This is a genomic window from Lacihabitans soyangensis (genome assembly GCF_024343775.1).
Lineage (GTDB): Bacteria > Bacteroidota > Bacteroidia > Cytophagales > Spirosomataceae > Leadbetterella > Leadbetterella soyangensis.
On record NZ_RJUF01000016.1, the window covers coordinates 1 to 18,827 of the forward strand.

Genomic DNA, 18,827 nt, shown 5'->3' on the forward strand with positions numbered 1-18,827 from the left:
TCGGCGGTTTTTCCTTCTTCTATTTGCTTTCGGAATTCGTAAACGCCAGCTAAGATGAATATAAATATAGTATCTTTTTGACTAAAGTCGAAATGGAATCTATATTCAGTATCCACTGGCTAAAGCCAGTGGCAATTGAAACCTTGGTCCAAAACACGATGTTGAATTCCCTCCATCTTTAGATGGAGTCTGTGAAATTTTCACCACTATTTGGCTTGAGCCAAACATTTAGTGGTTTGATCAAAAGAATAATTTTACGTTATTCAAAATCTGTTTAGCATTCATTTTATGCTGGTGGAACCATCATTTCACACCTAGGAAAGCAATAAACTCCGCAGAGCCAGCTAAAATAGTTTTAAATATTAAGGATTTTTAAAATTTAAATTGTCTATAAATTTGTTTTCAAAAATTTCTGTTTCTAACGTAAACTGCCCTTTTACTTCAAAAATAATTTCTATTGCATTATCTCTCCAACTTAAAGCGTACACACTTTGATAAATGGTAGAATGTTGATTACTAATCAGATATGAAAAATTCGAGGAAGGTATACTATCTAAATTAACTGTTCGTGCTGATATTTTATGAATTTTAGATTCAGGGAACTGTGTATTTAGGACGTCTTGAATATGTTCAATTTCATAAAATAAGTTTTTATTATTTTGAACTGTTAAGCGTGAATCATTCAATGAGAAGGGGTTGCATCCTAAAACAGTTTGTTTTAAACTACAAGTACCTTTAATTTTATGCTTTTGAAAATAGGGCAAATTGTCAAAGTTTATTTCAGTAATGTAATGGTCTGTGCATTTTGAATCGGTTCTTTTTATGTATTTTTTTATTTTCACTTCTTGATGAGAATAATCTCCATAAGTTAGAAATCCTTGATTGAAAAAAAGATTAATTTTATTTTCATCAGTTTTTGTTTGTTTAACGCAAGCACTTAGGAGTGCAAAACATAAAATAATCAGACTATTACCGAAATATAAGAGTTTCACTTCTTAATCGTTTTTAATAATAAACATTGTATTCTTTGATGGTTCCGGGATAAGGGTTGGTATCTCTATTTTTGACAGAATTGAAATGCAAAACCGTACAAACTGATAGTATTCTCAATCCCACTCAATCATACAAAACATACTTCAATCTCATTTTTTTGTATACTGAAAGACCCGGTTCCCATGATTTTTGGATTTCTTCAGCGGTTTTTCCATCTTCTATTTGCTTTCTGAATTCATAAACGCCAGCAAGAAAATCTATGTTTCCCATTTGTTTGCTTTGGGTTCTGTCAAAAAATTTGGCTTTGTCTGGATAGGCTTTGTAGAGGTCAATCATCCATTGCAGGTTGATTCGCTTGGTTTTTCTCAGGTTTTTGATGTCATAACTCATCAAATCTATGCCGTAGCAGGTTTCATTCATGTGTAGGGGTGACTCACTCATGCCGGGGATGCTTTTGGGCGTAAAGTTGAAAGTGTATTTGCCTTTTAATAACGGAGCTCCCAAAACCGTAAATGGAACTTGTGTGCCGCGGCCTTGGCTGAGAATGGTGCCTTCAAACATACAGGTAGTTGGATAAAGCATAATACTCTGTTGGGTATTGAGGTTGGGAGAGGGTTTTATGGGTAAAATATACGCCATATCATGCTTATAATTAGCCACTTTTACGATTTCGAGCTTACACTTCGCTTGATTGGGCAACCAACCTTCGCCGTTTATCATCTGGGCAAACTCAGCGATGGTCATGCCGTGGGCTATCGGAATCGGGAACTGCCCGATGCCCGATTTTAGACGCATATCCATGATGGGGCCGTCGATGAGGTAGCCGTTGGGATTGGGTCTATCGAGAATCAAGAGCGTTTTGTTGTGTTCGGCACAGGCTTCCATCACGTCTCGCAAAACATTGATGTAGGTATAAAATCTACACCCAACATCTTGAATATCAAATATCATGAGGTCCACATTGGCCAAATCTTCGGCAGATGGTTTGCGTTTTTTGCCGTAGAGCGAAATGATATTTATGCCTGTAGCTGGGTCGGTTTCGTCACTGACTTTAGCACCATTAGAAGCATTTCCTCTAAAGCCATGCTCAGGACCAAATACCTTTACGATATCGATTCCCAATTTTTGCAGACTATCCACCAAATGTCTTTTCCCAATTATAGTTGTTGGATTGGCCAATATCCCGACTCTTTTTCCTTTCAAAAGCGACAGATATTTGTCTGTTTGTTCTGCACCAGTCTTAATGGGTTCCGCTGCCGAATGGTAAATTTTCGGAGTGCATTTAAAGCCAAGGGTGAATACCAATGCTGCAAAAATCAAAAATAGGTGCGTTTTTTTCATAAAATGTGACTTATGACTTTTGAGAAAGGATTTTTAAAATGAGCGATTATTGATACTCTAGAACGTCATCGATGAGGAATGAATTGCCTGATTTAATGACCTTTATGTCTCTTTTGTATTTTGCTTTGGCTTCTTTGTCTTCTATCATTACATCAAAAACCATGGTGGAGTCGGTCGACAAGTCGCTTTTGAGGGTGCAGTTTGTAATGCTAATTTTTACCCAATCCTGTCCGGAAATTAGAAATCCAGTACCGATTCCAGCATATTTCGTGTCATATTTTCCGCCCCATTTTTTCTTGAAAGCCTCTTCGGTCATGCCTCCGTCGTAGTCAATGCTTATGGCGTCTGTTTTGTATTCTTCATAGCTTTTGGTGTAAATGCTCACTTTTTTGTCTTGGTTTTCGTCCTCAAAAAGCGGGTCGGCAAACTCATTTTCGATGCTTTTAATCAACCAAGTTTTGGCATCTTCACTCATTAGCTTTTTTACGTTGTTGATGGAGTCTAGCCTTAATGAATCTTGAATGGCAAGTGTATCGGTGGCATCATTTTGAGAATTTGTACAAGAAAAAATAACGGATAGAACGAATAGAAAACCAAGTGTTTGTTTCATTTTTGAAGTAGAATTTTTAAAATTTCAGGTAAAGCAAAAGTAAACCTTATTTTCTCTTTTTCAAAAAATCTTCTTCTATTCGGAATCTCACGATGTCTTGAATCAGTTCTTTGGGAAGTGGCTGGTCTATTGGGAACTGAATGGCTCCTTTGGAGTATTTGTATTTGGTAAGTTGATGTTCGAAAGTTGTAATTCCGCTGGGTGTTGGGTAAAAACCAATGTGGTTTTTGTTGGCTGCAAAATAAACCACTATGCCGTTTTGTTTATAAGCAGGCATGTTATAGCTGATGATTTCTTTGCAGTTCGTGGCAACAGATGCTATAATTTCTCGTAGCTCTTGCATTCTGGATTGAGCTATTTCCGGAAAATCCAGCATGTATTCTTCAACACTGCAATATTTTTTCATTTCGTTTATAATTTAACCTCACCCCCAACCCCTCTCCGCAGGAGAGGGGAGCTAGATCTATTTTATCATCCCGTAATCTGTCTAAAGGCTTAGTCATTGATGTTCTATTTCGCTTTTTTTAAATTGTCCTGAACACGAAACTCTAAAATTTCTTTAATAAAATCTACAGGAAGAGGTTTGTTATGAGGAAATTGTACCGAGCCTTTTCCTGTCTTATAAGGTTTAAATTTTTCTACGAAATCGGGGTGGAGATTCGGTACAGAAAAAAGACCTATGTGATTTTTGAATGCAGAAAAGTAAACTAGCACGCCATGGTGGTTGTAGGCTGGCATACCATAACTGATGTATTCTTCCACATCAGGTACGGTCGACTTTATCAGATTCCTTATTTCCAGAAGTTTATCTTTTATTTCAACTGGGAAATTCTGGATATATTGGTCTACGTTTTCTGGAACTTCTGTGTTTTTATCCATTATTTTCAGGCATTTACAAGTTTCTCAATATCCATTTTTCTCATCTGCATAAACGCATTCGAGACCCTTTGTGCTTTAGTTGGATCCGACATTAAACTGACCAATATACTTGGTACGACCTGCCAAGAAACGCCAAATTGGTCTTTCAACCAGCCGCACATGCTTTCCTCTCCGTTTTCAGTGAGTTTATTCCAGTAATGGTCAATTTCAGCTTGATCGTCACAGGTAATTACAAAAGAAACCGCCTCGTTAAATTTAAAGATGGGACCACCGTTTAAGCCCATGAACTTCTTGCCGTTAAGTTCGAAATTCACGACCATTGGATTTTCGGAAAGGATTTTGGAGTTTTTGAAAATTCCGCAGTAAAATTCAGCAGCCTCTTTGGCTTTTCCGTCAAACCACAAACAAGGAAATATTTCTTCTGTCATATCGGTATTTAATTATTTTTCGCAAAGGTTTTTTAGTGTAGAAAGAGCTCGGGGCCACATTTCTTCAAACATAGGAGCATATTCAGGAGAGGTTTCCATTTCTATCAAAAGCTCCGTTTGATTTTCTTTCGGTAGCAAAATATAGTTTTCGAAGGCTGGAGTCCATTTTTTTACTCCTTCGCTAGTGGTGTCTATAATTCCTTTGCTAATGAACCCAAGGTGCTCAATCGAAATAAATTCATGTTCCACATTTTCTTTGATTCTGGAATACATACCGCCCATGTCACCTTCTTCGACTGGTCCAAGGAAACGTATTTCGCTGCCTTTTTCCCAAGAACCCTCATAATGTGAGCCTTCGGAGAATTCTTTGGTCCACATTCTATACGTTGTGTCTTGAAGCATAGTGTCCCATACTTTTTCTCTGGTGGCGTTGATTAGAGCTGAAAATTTTAGCGTTTGCATAATTTGTAAAAGATTGAAATTTTTACAAATGTATCAAAAATGTAGTGGCTCTTGGTGAGTAGAATAAGACAAAATGGAGGTCTTATGCGTCAATTTTAAATATCTATGATAACAATGTGCCTATTTGTTAATAAAATAAACACATAGGCACATAGAGCACAATAGGAAGTTAGTAGCTAAATATTTAATTATAAATTACTTAGTATTTTTAGCATCCACCCATTTTTTTGCATTTACAAACGCCTCTAACCATGGGCTTACTTCATCATTTTTGCGGTCTGCTGGGTAATGTGCCCAGTTCCATGGGAAAGTTGAACGCTCAATGTGGGGCATCATTACCAAATGTCTACCGGTTGCATCGCACATCATGGCTGTGTTGAAATCCGAACCATTCGGGTTGGCTGGGTAGCTTTCGTAGCCATATTTTCCAACAATATTGTATTTTTCTTCGCCGTATGGAAGGTGGAATTTTCCTTCTCCGTGGGATACCCAAACGCCCAAAGTGGCTCCTTCTAAAGTCGAAAGCATTACCGAGTGGTTTTTCTGAACTGTAACGGAAGTGAAAATACTCTCGTGTTTATGTGACTCATTGTGAAGCATTTTGCCATGGATTTCATGCTCAGGATTGATTAATTCCAACTCCATAAACAACTGACATCCATTGCAAATACCAACAGAAAGTGTATCTTCTCTGGCAAAGAATTTTTTGAGGGCCGTATTGGCTTTTTCGTTATATAAAAATGCTCCTGCCCAGCCTTTGGCTGAACCCAAAACATCAGAATTGGAGAATCCACCAACAGCTCCAATGAACTGAATATCTTCCAAGGTTTCTCTTCCAGAAATCAAATCTGTCATGTGAACGTCTTTCACATCAAAACCTGCAAGGAACATGGCATTTGCCATTTCTCTTTCTGAGTTACTGCCTTTTTCACGGATAATGGCGGCTTTTACAGCCCCACCCCGGCCCTCCCCGGTGGGAAGGGAGACAGGTAAATTACCTGTGAAATGTTTCGGGAAATTATATTTTAAAGGTTGATTTTTGTAGTTTTCGTAACGTGCCTCAGCTCTTTCATTTTTAGATTGACGGCGATCTAGTAAAAATGAAGTCTTGAACCAAACATCACGCAACTCGCTGATATTTAAGTTTAAATCGTCAGAATTGTGTTTTATGGAAATGGTATTTCCTTCTTCAACTTCTCCTATTTTATGAAGTTCTATGCCTTTGTTTTTGAATTCCGTTTCTATTTCAGTACCAGCCTGTAAAACCAGTCCAATGTTTTCTGAGAATAGGATTTTTACTAAATCAGATTCATTAAGTAGACTTAAATCATATTTTGCACCCAAATTCACATCTGCAAAACTCATTTCCAAAAGCGTGGTAATTAAACCACCGCTTCCGATGTCATGTCCTGCCTTGATTTTGTTGGCTTTTATTAAATCTTGAATTAGGTTAAAAGCCGTGGCAAAGTATGTTGAGTCTTTGATAGTCGGAACATCTTTCCCGACTTTGTTCAATATTTGGGCAAACGAACTTCCTCCTAATTTGAAACCGTCTTTCGAAAGGTTTACGTAATAAATGTTTCCTCCATTTCTTTGCAAAACAGGCTCAACCACTTTTTTGATATCCGAGCAACTAGCACCTGCTGAAATGATAACCGTTCCTGGAGCAATTACCTCATCATTCGGATATTTTTGCTTCATCGAAAGCGAATCTTTTCCTGTTGGAATATTGATTCCCAACTCGATGGCAAAGTCCGAACAACCTTTGACCGCTTCATACAATTTGGCATCTTCGCCCTCATTTTTACAAGCCCACATCCAGTTGGCCGAAAGCGAAACTGACTTCAAACCATCTTTCAATGGTGCCCAAACGATGTTGGAAAGTGCCTCGCCAATGGCGTTTCTTGAACCAGCCACAGGATCTACCAAAGCAGAAACAGGAGAATGTCCAATAGTTGTTGCAATACCTTCTTTTCCCTTAAAATCAAGAGCCATTACGCCCACGTTGTTAAGTGGCAATTGTAATGGACCAGCACATTGTTGCTTCGCAACACGTCCACCAACACAACGATCCACTTTGTTGGTTAACCAGTCTTTACATGCAACTGCCTCTAGTTGAAGCACTTGTTTTAAGTAGGTTTCTATATTTTCTTTCGTGTAGCTTAAATCTGAATAGTTTCTATCAATGGTTTTGTCTGCCATGATGGTTTTTGGCGAACTGCCAAACATGTCAGCAATCGCAAAATCCATTGGTTTTATTTCAGTCGTCTTCGACTCAAATGTAAATCTGTGGTTATTGGTTACATCACCTACCGTATACATTGGTGAACGTTCACGGTCTGCAATAGTTTTTAGCGTTTCCAAATCTTTTTCGCCAATGACCAGACCCATACGCTCCTGCGATTCGTTTCCGATGATTTCTTTTGCCGAAAGTGTAGGGTCACCAACAGGCAATTTGTCCAAATCTATCAATCCACCTGTTACTTCTACTAATTCAGAAAGGCAGTTGAGGTGACCACCCGCACCATGGTCGTGTATTGAAACTATTGGATTATGTTCAGCTTCCACTAAGCCTCTGATGGCATTGGCTGCTCTTTTTTGCATTTCTGGGTTGGATCTTTGTATAGCATTCAACTCTATACCAGAGCCAAACGCACCAGTATCTGCCGATGAAACCGCGGCTCCACCCATTCCAATTCGATAGTTTTCTCCTCCCAAAATCACCACTTTGTCTCCCTCGGTTGGCGATTGTTTAATGGCTTGGCTGGCTTTTCCATAACCAATTCCACCTGCCATCATGATTACTTTATCGTATCCAAGTTTTCTACGTTGGTCACTGAGCTTGTCGAAGTGTTCTTCGTGTTCGAATGTAAGGAGTGAGCCAGTAATCAAAGGTTGACCAAATTTATTTCCAAAATCAGAGGCACCGTTTGATGCTTTTATCAATATGTCCATGGGTGTTTGGTACAACCACGGACGAGCTTCCATTGCCTTTTCCCAAGGTCTTTCGTCGGCTAATCTTGAGTAGGAGGTCATGTACACCGCCGTCCCTGCTAATGGCAAAGAACCTTGACCCCCTGCCAAACGGTCACGGATTTCACCGCCAGCACCAGTGGCTGCACCATTGAACGGTTCTACAGTCGTTGGGAAATTATGCGTTTCGGCTTTTAGTGATATAACCGATTCGAATTCTGTCTCTTGGTAAAAATCGGGTTTGTCAGCAGATTTTGGAGCAAATTGCGTCACTTTTGGACCTTTCACAAAAGCCACATTGTCTTTATATGCCGATACAATATCGTTCGGGTTTTCTTGAGAAGTTTTCTTAATAAGTTTGAAAAGTGAACTTGGTTTTTCTTCTCCATCTATCACAAAAGTTCCGTTGAAAATTTTGTGACGGCAGTGTTCGGAATTCACCTGTGAAAAACCAAAAACTTCAGAATCAGTAAGTTTTCTGCCTAGTTTTTTGGCCAAATTCTCTAAATATTCTACTTCTTCTTGACTTAAAGACAAACCTTCTTTTTTGTTGTATTCGTCAATGTTTTCAATCTCAAGAATTGGCTCTGGCTGAATATTTATGGTATAAATTGACTGATTCAATTCTGTATATTTCTGCGAAAGCATAGGGTCAAAATCCTTGAAATCGGCAGCAACAGAATGAAATTCTTCGATTCTGATAATGCCCTCTATACCCATGTTTTGGGTAATTTCCACCGCATTTGTACTCCAAGGAGTTATCATCGCTGCTCTTGGGCCTACGAATACTACATTTAGTTGAGCATCAGGTTGGTTTACTTTGGAAAACTGATTGTCGGCTGTAGCATTGAACAACCAAAACAGCTTTGGAAGGTTTTCAAGTGCTATGATTTCGAGGGTTTGAACTGCAAAAACGGTGTCAGATTGGCTTCCGAAGAAATGAATCATTTTATCTTTGATTGGAATGAACTGCAAATTTAATTCATTAAAATAAAGAATACCAGAAAAAAATGGGGTAAAAGAGAAAGGTTGTTTTAGGACTTGAATTTCTTGTAGAAAAAAAAAGACCACCTCTCAGTAGTCTTTAATTTAATATGGTTCTTTACAACTTCAACTTATAAATCAGGCCCAATACTGGCCCCGGATTTTCGGTACCTACTAAGTCTATGTCTTTAAAAACACTCGCGTCAACAGCGTTTTTCTTGTTGATTTTATAGCTAACCCCAATTTTTGGTCGCAGTTGATCTAAAGTGCCTCCAATTTGAAAGAAAAAATCGTTGGAAACATAAGGAGTAAACTTCGATTTGTTGGAATAGGACGCCTCTATTTTGTTTCTGATATAACTGGCGTCAAATTCTGTCACACCATCGTTGTCTTTAAACTGATGTTGGTACCTCAGCCTGTTTTCAAACTTTATTGAGCCAAACTTTTTACCATAACTCAAGTCAGCATAAAACCTATGTCTTTGTTTGAAATCTTTGGTTTCGTCTTTTTTTCTATTGACAAATCGGTAGTAAACGGCAGCATCGAAGGACTTCGAAATTTTGTATTCACTCCCTAACTCGAAAAGGTAGGTTTGCAAGTAAGATATATCATTATTAAATCTGGCTTGACCGTTGAGGTTTAGTGTGACCTTTTTTGTAACTTTTTTCTGAAGATTAATTCCGCTTCTGAGACCTACACCGTCCTGACCTTGTGTTGATTGTATTCCACAAAAAAGGATTATTAAAAAAAATAACTTTTTCATTCTAATGTTTTTAGTTTTCGTAGTAAAATATGGTAATTTGAGTCGCATCTTTCAGAAAGTCAATCTCCTGAATGTTTACTCTATGTATGTTTAAGCCGGTTCTTTGCTTCAAATCTGCCAAAAGTTCCTCTCTTCTCTCGGGGGTAATCAGTTGAATTTTATCATAGGTAATGATTTTGGTATTCTCTTTCTTCATCAACCAGCCTCCTTCAAGTAAGCCTGTAAGTGTCAATAGAATCAAGCACATGATGCCGAGGTCGTCCCAAGAACCTTTACTAATGGCAGTAATAAGGCCCAGGGCGATAGAGAAAAACAAATAGGTCATGTCTTTGGCCGATATGTTTTCGGTGCGGTATCTCAACATCGAGAATACTGCAAATAATCCAAATGCCGCCCCCATGCTCATCTCTACTTTATTGAGCAGGTAGGTGATCAAGAAGATGATAATATTGAACCCAAAAAAGGTCAAGAAAAGGTCAGTGCGACGATAGTGACGAAAATATATAAATCTGACAAGAATAAATACAGCCACAATATTTACCAAAAACCGTGATAAAAACTTGAAAGATACCTTGTCAAACCATTGGAATGTCTCGGTGTTAGATACCAGCTCCTGCAAAAGAATCATATTGGTTTATTATTTTTTTTAGATGTAAAAATTTGGTTTTAAATCTGTTATGTTTCATTTCCCGGTCGGTGCTCATCACCCCAAGACAGTATTTGCTGATGGAACCCGCTCGTAAATTGTGTTTTTTGAAAATATCAATAATGGGCGATGCTCCGAGTTTCTCCTGCTTCACCTCTGCCACCACCAGTTGGTTATATATCACTTCATTTTGATCTTTTATAAATGTCAAATCTAGGTCCATTGTCAACCTCTCTTTAGAAGTTTTATTGACCAAGGTCATCCTTTTATAATTTACCATCAGGTTGCCTTTGAGTTCATTTGCCAACAAAGGCGTGGTTTTTTCTAAGAAATCAGCTTTTTCTTTGTTTAAAACTTCCTCAAAAGTACTGGGTTGTTTTATTCTCGTTTTCAGTGTTCGGCCTTTGTTGTTTTTGTGTTTTATTTCAAAAAAAGAAAGGTTAGAACCTACGTAATTTCTGAATCTCACCTTATATCTATTCAGCCTACCTGACTGATGAGAGTGATAAAGTTTATAATCTTCCGTGTCATAATAGAGGGTTTCGTAGGAGCAAAGGCGTTCATTGTTTATTTCGAGCAGCTTATAAAATGGCCTGGCTTCTTGGAGTACCTCGGGGAGTAAATTTAGGGGAATCAAATACTTTACATCCATCCTGTCCATGAGTTTCACACTGTCCATTTCGTCCAGTGTAATCTTCTCAAAAAGCCAAGCTTCTTCATTTATTTTGTCCAGCAAATTGTCAGTACTCATATTGGTAAGTTTTGGTTTGAATTAGGTTTCCCTTAGCATCAAAAGTCTTTTTTTCTTTTCTCAAACCCTTGCCGTTAAAAGTATATACGGACTTACTTACTAAAATGTTATTGCCATTATAAATGTTTTCCTCTATTTTTTCCTCATCAGCATTGTACTTGTAGGTTTCTTTGGTTATTTGTTTACCGTTGGCATCAAAACTTACTTTTTCGCTTTTTTCGTTGATGTTGTTATATTTATAGACAGTTCGCTCCTTAATTTTTCCGAGGTTATCAAAATTTATTTCTTCTAACGCATTACCATTTTTGTCATATTTCACAAATGTATCTTTGGTCACTTTCCCATCCTTTGTAACAATTTCGGTGATTGCCTTTACCTTGTTGTTTTTGATGTCTTTTTTGGATTGTGCTGCAGCATTGAAGCCAATGAACAAAAAAGCAGGAGAAATAACTAAGGTTAAAAAACGATGAGCGAGGCAAGAATTCATTTATTTTAATTTAGGTTAATCTCATATACGAATTTAGGTCAATTATTGTTGTCTTAACCAGGAAAACTATAATTTGGCTAGACTTTTTACTGCAGCCACAAAAGCATCTAATTCGGCCGTGCTGGTATAAATATTCGGTGTAATTCTACAACCAAAAACGCTCTGTCCTTCTATGCCAACGGTCCATATTTTATGATTGGCCAATAGTTTTTCAGCCATTTCGGTGGGCTTCATGTTTTTCAGTCCCACATTTCCTATTCCACATGCTCGTGAGTCATCATTTGGGGTGTTTATCATTACATTAGGCACATCTTTTAGACGTTCCATCCAATAATTTCTAATAAATTTTAAGCGAGCTTCTTTGCGTTTAATTCCTATAAAGTTCAGATAGTCAAGTGCATTCATGATGCTGATTTCGGTATGAACTGCCGGCGTACCAGTGTGAACCACCCTTCTGATATCGTCCTGTGCGTAGCCGTTATCGGCAAACATAGCCCAGAGGTTTTTTATTTTATCTTTCTTGATATAGAGAAAACCTGCTCCAAGTGGTGCTGAGAGCCATTTATGAAGGCTGGTGCCATAATAGTCGCAATTAAGGTCAGAGATTTTGTACTCAAATTGACCAAATGCATGAGCTCCATCCACTACGACATCTACTCCATGACTGTGGGCCATGTCACATATTTTTCTTATCGGAAGTATTTGCCCAGTAATATTTATGATATGGCTTACCATCAAAAGACGAGTTTTCGGCGTTATGGCCGATTCATACATTTTCACGATTTCCTCATCGTTTTTTGGATGCATCGGCACAGACAAAATCTTGTTGGTCATGCCGTATCTTTGGGCCATCAGTTCAAAGTGCTGAATCATATAAGGATAGTCTTGTTCAGCCATTATGGCCTCATCTCCAGGCTTCCAGTCATAGCCTGACACCACAGTATCAATGGATTCTGTGGTGTTTCGGGTCACTATTATTTCTTCGTAGGTACATCCTGCCGCTTCAGCGAGTTTTGCTCTAACTTTCTCATTATCAGGAAATCGCATCTTACGCATGTAGTAAGAGCCGAGCATGTTTACCTCATCAATGTTTTTCAGACAAGAATTCTTAATCGGAGTCGGACTTATACAATAGTATCCGTTTTCAAGATTGATAAATGCGGGATTAAGTTTATAATCAGCCCTTATTTTTTTCCAAAAGACTTCGTCTTGGGCTAATTCTCCAGCTGAAAGGTGCTCTTTTTCTTTCAATAGAGAATGAAAGGATTTGCTAAAAACCGGCGTAGAAAGTGCCGAAAGTCCAATAGTTTTCAAGAATTGCCTTTTGTCCATGTTAGAGGTTTTATAAAGCAATTTACTGAAAAATCTAAAAGATGCAGGAATTGGGCCATTGAACTTTAAAGAAATTGCTGTCTAATAGAATTTGATTCTTTGATGAAGGGACTAGTTTAGCTTAAAATCCATTTGGTTTTCACTAAAAATATTTAGTGTATTTTGGAACCAGATAACAATAAATCAGACTTTTCAACAACCAATCAACCCCCTTCGACTTCACTCAAGGCAAGAATTAACCACCTTCGCTTAGGGCAAGAATCAATCCCCTTCGAGTTAGCTCTGGGTGAGAATTAACCCCATCAACTTCGCTCAAGGCGAACTACACATTCCACCAGTAAGTGAACTTTAACACAATTGCCCTGTTTTTTGGTGCAAAGGTATCTGCAAAATAGTTGTCGGTATATACCAAAAACAAATCAGACGCCGGGCTATAACGCCACTGAAACCTGGTGTTGATATTGAAATTATTCGTTTGGTTATTATACTGCATAAAGTTCGTGAAAAACATCTTGTTGGATAGCGTAACATCTAACCGAGGCCCTAAAAGCCAAAGATTGTGAGTCGTCTTTTTTAATGTTTCTGGTAGGCGTTTATCTTGTTCAAAAGTTAGTTGGTTAAAGTTACTCTTTAAGGCTATTGAAACATAAGGTTGGAATCTATAAGCCACTTCTGCATCGAGTCTAAGTCTTTTACCGTCAGCATAATATCCACCATATCTTGTTTCAAAGCCATAAGTAAATACAGATTGTGGCTTAGAGGTAAACATGGTTCCCCACGACTTCCAAGTGTGTACTTGAGCCGAGTCCAAGTACTGTTTTTTATAACCTGTGGGGTCAAATTTACCCGTTAGTTTTACAAAATCCGTAGCTGTCCAAACCGTGAAAGTTCCTTGTGTTCGGAGGTTAAACTTGTAAAAGATCACATTCGTATTTTCGTTTTTCTCCAATAAGTTTTGAGAGAAATAATAAGAAAGCATAACACTCGGACCATGAGAAAGCACTTTTCCGCCTTTTGGGAAAAACAAGTACGAAGCCTCTGGTTTGGAGTGTACGTAGTTGTTTCGGCGTACAAAGCCCACCTCGTTTGCTCTTACGTCCATGTCTACAGACTCAGCTGTGTACGATAAAATATATTTTCTATTGGTTCTCGAAACATTCACGGAGGCTACATTATTTCGTCCTTCAATTCCCGGCGAGAAAGTCTTAAATGCAAATGCTTTCCCCAACCATTTGTTGTCTGCGGAGGCCAAGTAATACTCCAAACCAAAGGTTCTGTTGAAATCAGCTAAGGTACTTTTTGGGTCTTTACCTTTTTTGAGGGTAGTTTCTCTATCTACAAAAATGGCTCCGATGTAGGATCTTTTGAAGATTTTCCTTTGGGTTGAAAGCACGGTGTAATTTGAACCAGCCACTCCCTCGGAGTTTTTACCTGTGAGCATATTCATGCCGCCGATTCTCCAGTTCTCATTGAGTTTTCCTGATACTTTCGAACCATAATATATTGGAGCGTCTAAGCCTACCCTTCTTGAAAAAAAAGGACGTAAACTAGCTGAACCAAAATTGTTAAAAATATCACCATTTTCTATAAAAAATTGCCTTCTTTCAGGGAAAAACAACTCGAATCTATCTAGGTTAGTTTGTTGAACATCAACCTCTACCTGAGAAAAATCGGGTAGTACAGTTAGGTCGAGATTAAGAGAAGAAGTCAGGCCAAACTTGGCATCAAATCCCGCTCCAAATTCTCCCCTTGCATCGGTTTTTGCAGCGTGATTTTTATTGATTCCGGTGGTAATGAATGGAATTACGCTGATATTGGCACCTGGAGATGGTGGTGGGGTATCCCATACCAAATTGCCTGTAAATGCCAATGAAGCCGTAGGGAACTGCCTTGGAATAGGCGTCCAAGACGATTTTTCGGTCGTTTTTAGGTCTAATCGGCTAAAGTTTAAGCCCCAAGTACCTACATTTTCTTTATATCTCAAAGTTTTGAAAGGAATGGCCGCTTCCCAAGTCCATTGATTTTCATCGAAACTTACCTCGGACTGCCATTTGTTGTCCCAACTCAAATTTATCGAAGAACCACCAGACATGAGGCCGTCCCACTGGCCACCGCGGGCGTTCGAACCGAATGAGAAACCGGTAGTGAGGTCGTTGAAAGTATCAAAGAAAAGAAGGTCATTGTCATTTTTTCCAAAACTCCAGTCACGTTTCATAGACTCTACCATGTTGGAGCCTTTTACGTAGTTGTAGTTAATAAAAAGCACATACAGGTTTTTATCATCATAGCAAAACTTCACATCGGTTTTTACTTTGGCCATGCTGGTGTCCATGGGCAAAACCTGATAGAAATCGGTGGCAATTTGAGCATTTGCCCATGCTGCGTCGTCTGATTTTCCGTCAATTTTTATTTTGCTGTCTATTTTTTTTATGTAGTAATTGAAGTCGTTGTTTTTCTTTTGTGCAAAACTTTTAGAGACCAACAAGAAGAGCATTAAAAGGCCTAAATAATTTTTTGACATAAATTTATTCGTAGTTTTGCTGTAAAATTTTAAACCGCAAAGGTAGCTTAATATTCTTTACTGGTGGAGACCTTCATCTTTAAAAATCGTATTTTTATCTACTTTTAAAAAATCAATCAAAAAATGCAAATATCTGAAAAGAAAGTAGTTACGATTACGTATGAGTTGTATATTCAGAGTGATGGTGATGACTACGAAATAGTTGAAGTGGTGGGCGAAGACCAACCTATGGTGTATTTAGCGGGTCACAGTGGCCTTCCAGTGGATTTTGAGGTCAAAATGGCCGGACTAAAGGTAGGAGAGGAGTTTGACTTCGAATTGGGGCCACAGGAAGGTTTCGGAGATTTCTCTGAAGAAGACGTTGCCGACTTTCCATTGGATATGTTTAAGATAGAGAATGGCGAAGTACCAGCTGATTTGTTAGAAATCGGCAATTTCGTGCCATTTACCAATGACGACGGAAGCCAAATCACGGGTAGAATTTATGCCGTGGAGGGCGACACCGTCCAGGTAGACTTTAACCATCCATTGGCAGGAAAGACTCTAAAGTTTGAAGGTAAAGTTATTGGCATTAGAGACGCAACTCCTGAAGAACTTGACCATGGACACGTCCATGGGGAAGGTGGCGTACAGCATTAATACAAAACTATGACCGATAGCCTCAAGAGGGTTATTGGTCATTTTTTGGAAACCAAGGTAAGAACCTGCTTGTTCTTTTTATATAATTTTCAAAATCACTGTTCCCCACATATTTCCTTTCCAACATAGGTACTCCCGACACATAGAGTATCAAATAGTTGATAGTTATGGGGCCAATAATCCCCCAAAAGTTCTGAAAATTACATATACTCATCACCCATATTCCCCACCAAAGTAAAACCTCTCCAAAGTAATTTGGGTGTCGTGTGTATTTCCACAATCCTGTTTCTATAATCTTTCCTTTATTCAATTTCTTGAAGTTGGCCAACTGGGCGTCGCCGATTGTTTCAAAGAGAAAACCAATCAGCCATAAAAAAGCACCTAACCAGATCGGTATATTATTTTCTGGAGTTTCGGTTCTATTTATTAAAATTACAGGAATGCTAATGATAAATAAAAAAAAGCCTTGAAGCATATAAATTTGAAAAAATGACCTAATTACAAACCATTTACCCCATTCTTTTCGCCACGCCAAGTATCTGAAATCTTCTGCTTTGTTTTTATTTCTTGCGTATATATGCCAAGCCAAGCGTATTCCCCAGATGCTGACCAAGACATTGGTAAATATGGAAAACGATGTTTTTGTAGTTGAAAAATAATAAGAACTCCAAGCCATCAGGACAAATCCCAGTCCCCATGCCACATCGGCTATATCGTTTCTTTTTTTGAAATAAGCCAACACGAAACAACCGCTCATGTAAACAAACAATATGATGGCTAGGTAGATAAAATGTGCCATTAGCGAATTTTTGAAGCGATAAAAAAGGTAATAACACTCACCGATGCAGATAGCACCATACCCCAAATCAAATCGACGATAGTCACCGTTAGTGGCCAGTTTTTTATGGTGGCTAGATTGGTTAAATCAAAGGTTGCATAAGTTACAAGTCCGAAAAAAGCACCATAAAGTAAGGCGTCTTTCCAATTGTTTTTTTCTACCGCTGGAGTAATTACAAACACGGTTAATCCCGCCAAGAAAATCAGGTAAAATATGATTGCAGCTGTCCAGTTTACCTCAGATTTCATCATAAATCCAATTTGCTTGGCATAAAAGCTTTTAGCCACCAAGCCTAGCCAAAGCATATCTAAAATGAAGAAAACTGGAACCGAAATAAAAAATAGTTTCTTAAACATAATCTTTTGGTTTTTAGGCTGAAAAATATGTTCAATATACTATAAATTAGCTACTTCTGTTTAAAGATTTGTAAGAATCTTTTTAATAGGTATGGTTAAAGAGGGTGATTAGTCCATGTGCAAAAATACAGTTCGGGAACTTCAAGGAAATTGCAAAACTACTTCCTTTTAATCTCAAATTCCACCCTACGGTTTTTGGCTTGGCCTTCTGTGGTAGCGTTTGAGGCTATAGGTTTAGATTCACCAAATCCAACACTTTTTACCCTGTCCATCGCTATTTTTTTCAAGACAAAATAATCTCTAACGGCATCAGCTCTTTGTTGTGAAAGTCGTAAATTGGCCTCTTCTGAACCCACGTTGTCGGTATGTCCTTGAACCTCAATCACCATCGTAGGGTTTTGGTTCATAACGGCTATCATTCTGTCGAGTTCAAAAAACGATTCTGGCTCAAGAGCTGCTTGGCCAAATTTGAAGAAAATATTGTAAAGCTGTACAGTTACACCAGTTTGAATAGGAGCTATGGCCAAGTCGAGGTCTTTAATCTCTTTGAATCCTCCTTGGATGGTTAAGTCTATGTTTTTTGAGACGGGTATAAAGTCTCTGGCTTCGGCTCTTATGGCATATCTATTGCCATATGGAAGAGAAATTTTGTATTCCCCGGTCACTGGATTTGAGTCTGCTACTCCGAGTTCTTCTCCACTATCGAGGTCTTCGTATATTATTCTTGCTTCAGCGGGTTTTCCTGTTTTTTGGTCTTTTACAACTCCACTCAAAAGTATCGTCGGCGTAGGAGCAAGTATCGGAGTTTCATCCTTTTTATCTGTTTTTTCTTTAGTTTCTGCATTTTTTGAGGCCGTAAGTGCCGCATCGTCAGATGCTTTTTTTATCTCTTCTTTTAGCCTGATTTTGAATAGGTCAGACTTTCCAATGGCCTTGTTTTTACTCGACATGTAACCAAATTCACCAGAGGCTTCTATCGAAAAGTACATATCGTCTTTGTCAGAGTTTATATCTTTTCCGAGATTCACTGGTTTATTCCAGCCAGTCCAAGATTTACCTTTTCGTTTACTCACCCATATATCAAAGCCACCCTCGCCACCTTTTCGGTCAGAAGCAAAATAAAGTGTGTTGTTATCAGCAGCCAAAAATGGGGTGGTTTCAGAAGCCGAGGTGTTCAAGTCACTGCCCAAACTCTCTGGCTTAGACCATTTTCCTGATTTATCCAAAAGGCTGATGTACAGGTCGTCTTCTTTTGAATTCTTTTTTTCGCTAAATGCCAAGATCAATACCTTTCCGCTATTACTCAAAAACGCCGTCAGGAACTGTCCTTTCACCATGGCGTCTAGTTTCGGTATGTCCAGTTTGTTGGGTTGTCCCCAAGTGGTTCCTTTCTTTTTGCATATCGAGATTCCAACCTCATCGGTTTTGCGGCCGTTGGCGTAAACGCCTCTTATAAGAGCTGTGTTACCGTCTGGAGTTATACTGAACAAATCGTTATAACGGTCTTTGTTGATGGTATTGGCCATTTTGCGAGCAACAGCCCAACGTTTGTCGCTCATGAGGTCTGAGAACCACACGTCGTTACTACCGTCTTTGCCATAGTTGTTAGACGGATGGCTAACTCTTACAAAATAAAGGGTTTGTCCGTCGGGGGCTATCAATGGGTGAATTTCGCTATATTCGGTGTTCACCGCACCACCAAGTGTTTCTACTTTTTGGGCAAATGATGTAAATGAATTTATGAAAAAGACAAACAGTAATAGAACTCTCATGGGTGAATTGGTAATGTAAAGCCCGAATTTCGATATATGTTTAATACAAAAA

Annotated in this window: 18 protein-coding genes; 1 reads left to right on the forward strand and 17 read right to left on the reverse strand. The window is 38.5% G+C overall.

Translation table 11 applies throughout. From position 1 onward, the window contains the following. Nucleotides 1–362 precede the first annotated feature (362 nt). The 14 genes from EGI31_RS07650 to EGI31_RS07715 all read right to left on the reverse strand — a co-directional run bounded on the left by EGI31_RS07650 (nucleotide 363) and on the right by EGI31_RS07715 (nucleotide 15,170). Nucleotides 363–992 carry a hypothetical protein gene (locus EGI31_RS07650; protein WP_255036613.1) on the reverse strand — a complete coding sequence of 210 codons (630 nt, stop codon included), beginning with the start codon at nucleotides 990–992 and terminating at the stop codon, nucleotides 363–365. Nucleotides 993–1,116: 124 nt separating this feature from the next. Continuing rightward, nucleotides 1,117–2,334: an exo-beta-N-acetylmuramidase NamZ family protein gene (locus EGI31_RS07655; protein ID WP_255036614.1), complete on the reverse strand. Its 1,218-nt coding sequence runs from the start codon at nucleotides 2,332–2,334 to the stop codon at nucleotides 1,117–1,119. Nucleotides 2,335–2,380: 46 nt separating this feature from the next. Next, nucleotides 2,381–2,944, reverse strand: a complete 564-nt coding sequence (locus EGI31_RS07660; RefSeq protein ID WP_255036615.1) for a hypothetical protein — start codon at nucleotides 2,942–2,944, stop codon at nucleotides 2,381–2,383. Between the two features lie 46 nt (nucleotides 2,945–2,990). After that, nucleotides 2,991–3,350 carry an iron chaperone gene (locus EGI31_RS07665; protein ID WP_255036616.1) on the reverse strand — a complete coding sequence of 120 codons (360 nt, stop codon included), beginning with the start codon at nucleotides 3,348–3,350 and terminating at the stop codon, nucleotides 2,991–2,993. 104 nt (nucleotides 3,351–3,454) lie between these two features. After that, on the reverse strand, nucleotides 3,455–3,823 hold the full coding sequence (locus tag EGI31_RS07670; RefSeq protein WP_255036617.1) for an iron chaperone: 369 nt from the start codon (nucleotides 3,821–3,823) through the stop codon (nucleotides 3,455–3,457). 5 nt (nucleotides 3,824–3,828) lie between these two features. Beyond that, nucleotides 3,829–4,251, reverse strand: a complete 423-nt coding sequence (locus EGI31_RS07675; RefSeq protein WP_255036618.1) for a VOC family protein — start codon at nucleotides 4,249–4,251, stop codon at nucleotides 3,829–3,831. A gap of 12 nt (nucleotides 4,252–4,263) precedes the next feature. Then, the gene (locus EGI31_RS07680) at nucleotides 4,264–4,713 is read right to left on the reverse strand and encodes an SRPBCC family protein (protein WP_255036619.1); all 450 of its coding nucleotides are present in this window, start codon (nucleotides 4,711–4,713) and stop codon (nucleotides 4,264–4,266) included. A gap of 195 nt (nucleotides 4,714–4,908) precedes the next feature. Continuing rightward, nucleotides 4,909–8,634, reverse strand: coding sequence for a phosphoribosylformylglycinamidine synthase (gene purL / locus EGI31_RS07685; RefSeq protein WP_255036620.1), 3,726 nt, complete (start codon nucleotides 8,632–8,634; stop codon nucleotides 4,909–4,911). A gap of 154 nt (nucleotides 8,635–8,788) precedes the next feature. Beyond that, the gene (locus EGI31_RS07690) at nucleotides 8,789–9,433 is read right to left on the reverse strand and encodes a DUF2490 domain-containing protein (protein WP_255036621.1); all 645 of its coding nucleotides are present in this window, start codon (nucleotides 9,431–9,433) and stop codon (nucleotides 8,789–8,791) included. 10 nt (nucleotides 9,434–9,443) lie between these two features. Next, on the reverse strand, nucleotides 9,444–10,061 hold the full coding sequence (locus EGI31_RS07695) for a DUF4956 domain-containing protein (RefSeq protein WP_255036622.1): 618 nt from the start codon (nucleotides 10,059–10,061) through the stop codon (nucleotides 9,444–9,446). Continuing rightward, the gene (locus EGI31_RS07700) at nucleotides 10,033–10,830 is read right to left on the reverse strand and encodes a polyphosphate polymerase domain-containing protein (protein WP_255036623.1); all 798 of its coding nucleotides are present in this window, start codon (nucleotides 10,828–10,830) and stop codon (nucleotides 10,033–10,035) included. The genes EGI31_RS07695 and EGI31_RS07700 overlap by 29 nt, the downstream gene beginning before the upstream one ends. Next, nucleotides 10,820–11,317: a hypothetical protein gene (locus EGI31_RS07705; protein WP_255036624.1), complete on the reverse strand. Its 498-nt coding sequence runs from the start codon at nucleotides 11,315–11,317 to the stop codon at nucleotides 10,820–10,822. The genes EGI31_RS07700 and EGI31_RS07705 overlap by 11 nt, the downstream gene beginning before the upstream one ends. 66 nt (nucleotides 11,318–11,383) lie before the next feature. Beyond that, on the reverse strand, nucleotides 11,384–12,649 hold the full coding sequence (locus EGI31_RS07710; protein WP_255036625.1) for an aminotransferase class V-fold PLP-dependent enzyme: 1,266 nt from the start codon (nucleotides 12,647–12,649) through the stop codon (nucleotides 11,384–11,386). 322 nt (nucleotides 12,650–12,971) lie between these two features. Then, entirely contained in the window at nucleotides 12,972–15,170 is a 2,199-nt protein-coding gene (locus EGI31_RS07715) for a DUF5916 domain-containing protein (protein ID WP_255036626.1), read from the reverse strand. Nucleotides 15,171–15,293: 123 nt separating this feature from the next. Here EGI31_RS07715 and EGI31_RS07720 point away from each other — a divergent pair, with 123 nt between their 5' ends. After that, on the forward strand, nucleotides 15,294–15,809 hold the full coding sequence (locus EGI31_RS07720; protein WP_255036628.1) for an FKBP-type peptidyl-prolyl cis-trans isomerase: 516 nt from the start codon (nucleotides 15,294–15,296) through the stop codon (nucleotides 15,807–15,809). Between the two features lie 31 nt (nucleotides 15,810–15,840). Here the strand turns inward: EGI31_RS07720 and EGI31_RS07725 are convergent, their stop codons facing one another. From EGI31_RS07725 to EGI31_RS07735, 3 genes are all read right to left on the reverse strand, one after another. Next, nucleotides 15,841–16,608, reverse strand: coding sequence for a DUF1295 domain-containing protein (locus tag EGI31_RS07725; protein ID WP_255036629.1), 768 nt, complete (start codon nucleotides 16,606–16,608; stop codon nucleotides 15,841–15,843). Next, nucleotides 16,608–17,003, reverse strand: coding sequence for a DUF2177 family protein (locus tag EGI31_RS07730; RefSeq protein ID WP_255036630.1), 396 nt, complete (start codon nucleotides 17,001–17,003; stop codon nucleotides 16,608–16,610). The genes EGI31_RS07725 and EGI31_RS07730 overlap by 1 nt, the downstream gene beginning before the upstream one ends. A gap of 158 nt (nucleotides 17,004–17,161) precedes the next feature. Then, entirely contained in the window at nucleotides 17,162–18,775 is a 1,614-nt protein-coding gene (locus EGI31_RS07735) for an OmpA family protein (RefSeq protein WP_255036631.1), read from the reverse strand. Nucleotides 18,776–18,827 lie beyond the last annotated feature (52 nt).

Coding starts and splice junctions, on each gene's coding strand:
- EGI31_RS07655 (WP_255036614.1), bottom strand. CDS start 2,334: ATGAAAAAAACGCACCTATTTTTGATTTTTGCAGCATTGGTATTCACC.
- EGI31_RS07660 (WP_255036615.1), bottom strand. CDS start 2,944: ATGAAACAAACACTTGGTTTTCTATTCGTTCTATCCGTTATTTTTTCT.
- EGI31_RS07665 (WP_255036616.1), bottom strand. CDS start 3,350: ATGAAAAAATATTGCAGTGTTGAAGAATACATGCTGGATTTTCCGGAA.
- EGI31_RS07670 (WP_255036617.1), bottom strand. CDS start 3,823: ATGGATAAAAACACAGAAGTTCCAGAAAACGTAGACCAATATATCCAG.
- EGI31_RS07675 (WP_255036618.1), bottom strand. CDS start 4,251: ATGACAGAAGAAATATTTCCTTGTTTGTGGTTTGACGGAAAAGCCAAA.
- EGI31_RS07680 (WP_255036619.1), bottom strand. CDS start 4,713: ATGCAAACGCTAAAATTTTCAGCTCTAATCAACGCCACCAGAGAAAAA.
- purL (WP_255036620.1), bottom strand. CDS start 8,634: ATGATTCATTTCTTCGGAAGCCAATCTGACACCGTTTTTGCAGTTCAA.
- EGI31_RS07690 (WP_255036621.1), bottom strand. CDS start 9,433: ATGAAAAAGTTATTTTTTTTAATAATCCTTTTTTGTGGAATACAATCA.
- EGI31_RS07695 (WP_255036622.1), bottom strand. CDS start 10,061: ATGATTCTTTTGCAGGAGCTGGTATCTAACACCGAGACATTCCAATGG.
- EGI31_RS07700 (WP_255036623.1), bottom strand. CDS start 10,830: ATGAGTACTGACAATTTGCTGGACAAAATAAATGAAGAAGCTTGGCTT.
- EGI31_RS07705 (WP_255036624.1), bottom strand. CDS start 11,317: ATGAATTCTTGCCTCGCTCATCGTTTTTTAACCTTAGTTATTTCTCCT.
- EGI31_RS07710 (WP_255036625.1), bottom strand. CDS start 12,649: ATGGACAAAAGGCAATTCTTGAAAACTATTGGACTTTCGGCACTTTCT.
- EGI31_RS07715 (WP_255036626.1), bottom strand. CDS start 15,170: ATGTCAAAAAATTATTTAGGCCTTTTAATGCTCTTCTTGTTGGTCTCT.
- EGI31_RS07720 (WP_255036628.1), top strand. CDS start 15,294: ATGCAAATATCTGAAAAGAAAGTAGTTACGATTACGTATGAGTTGTAT.
- EGI31_RS07725 (WP_255036629.1), bottom strand. CDS start 16,608: ATGGCACATTTTATCTACCTAGCCATCATATTGTTTGTTTACATGAGC.
- EGI31_RS07730 (WP_255036630.1), bottom strand. CDS start 17,003: ATGTTTAAGAAACTATTTTTTATTTCGGTTCCAGTTTTCTTCATTTTA.
- EGI31_RS07735 (WP_255036631.1), bottom strand. CDS start 18,775: ATGAGAGTTCTATTACTGTTTGTCTTTTTCATAAATTCATTTACATCA.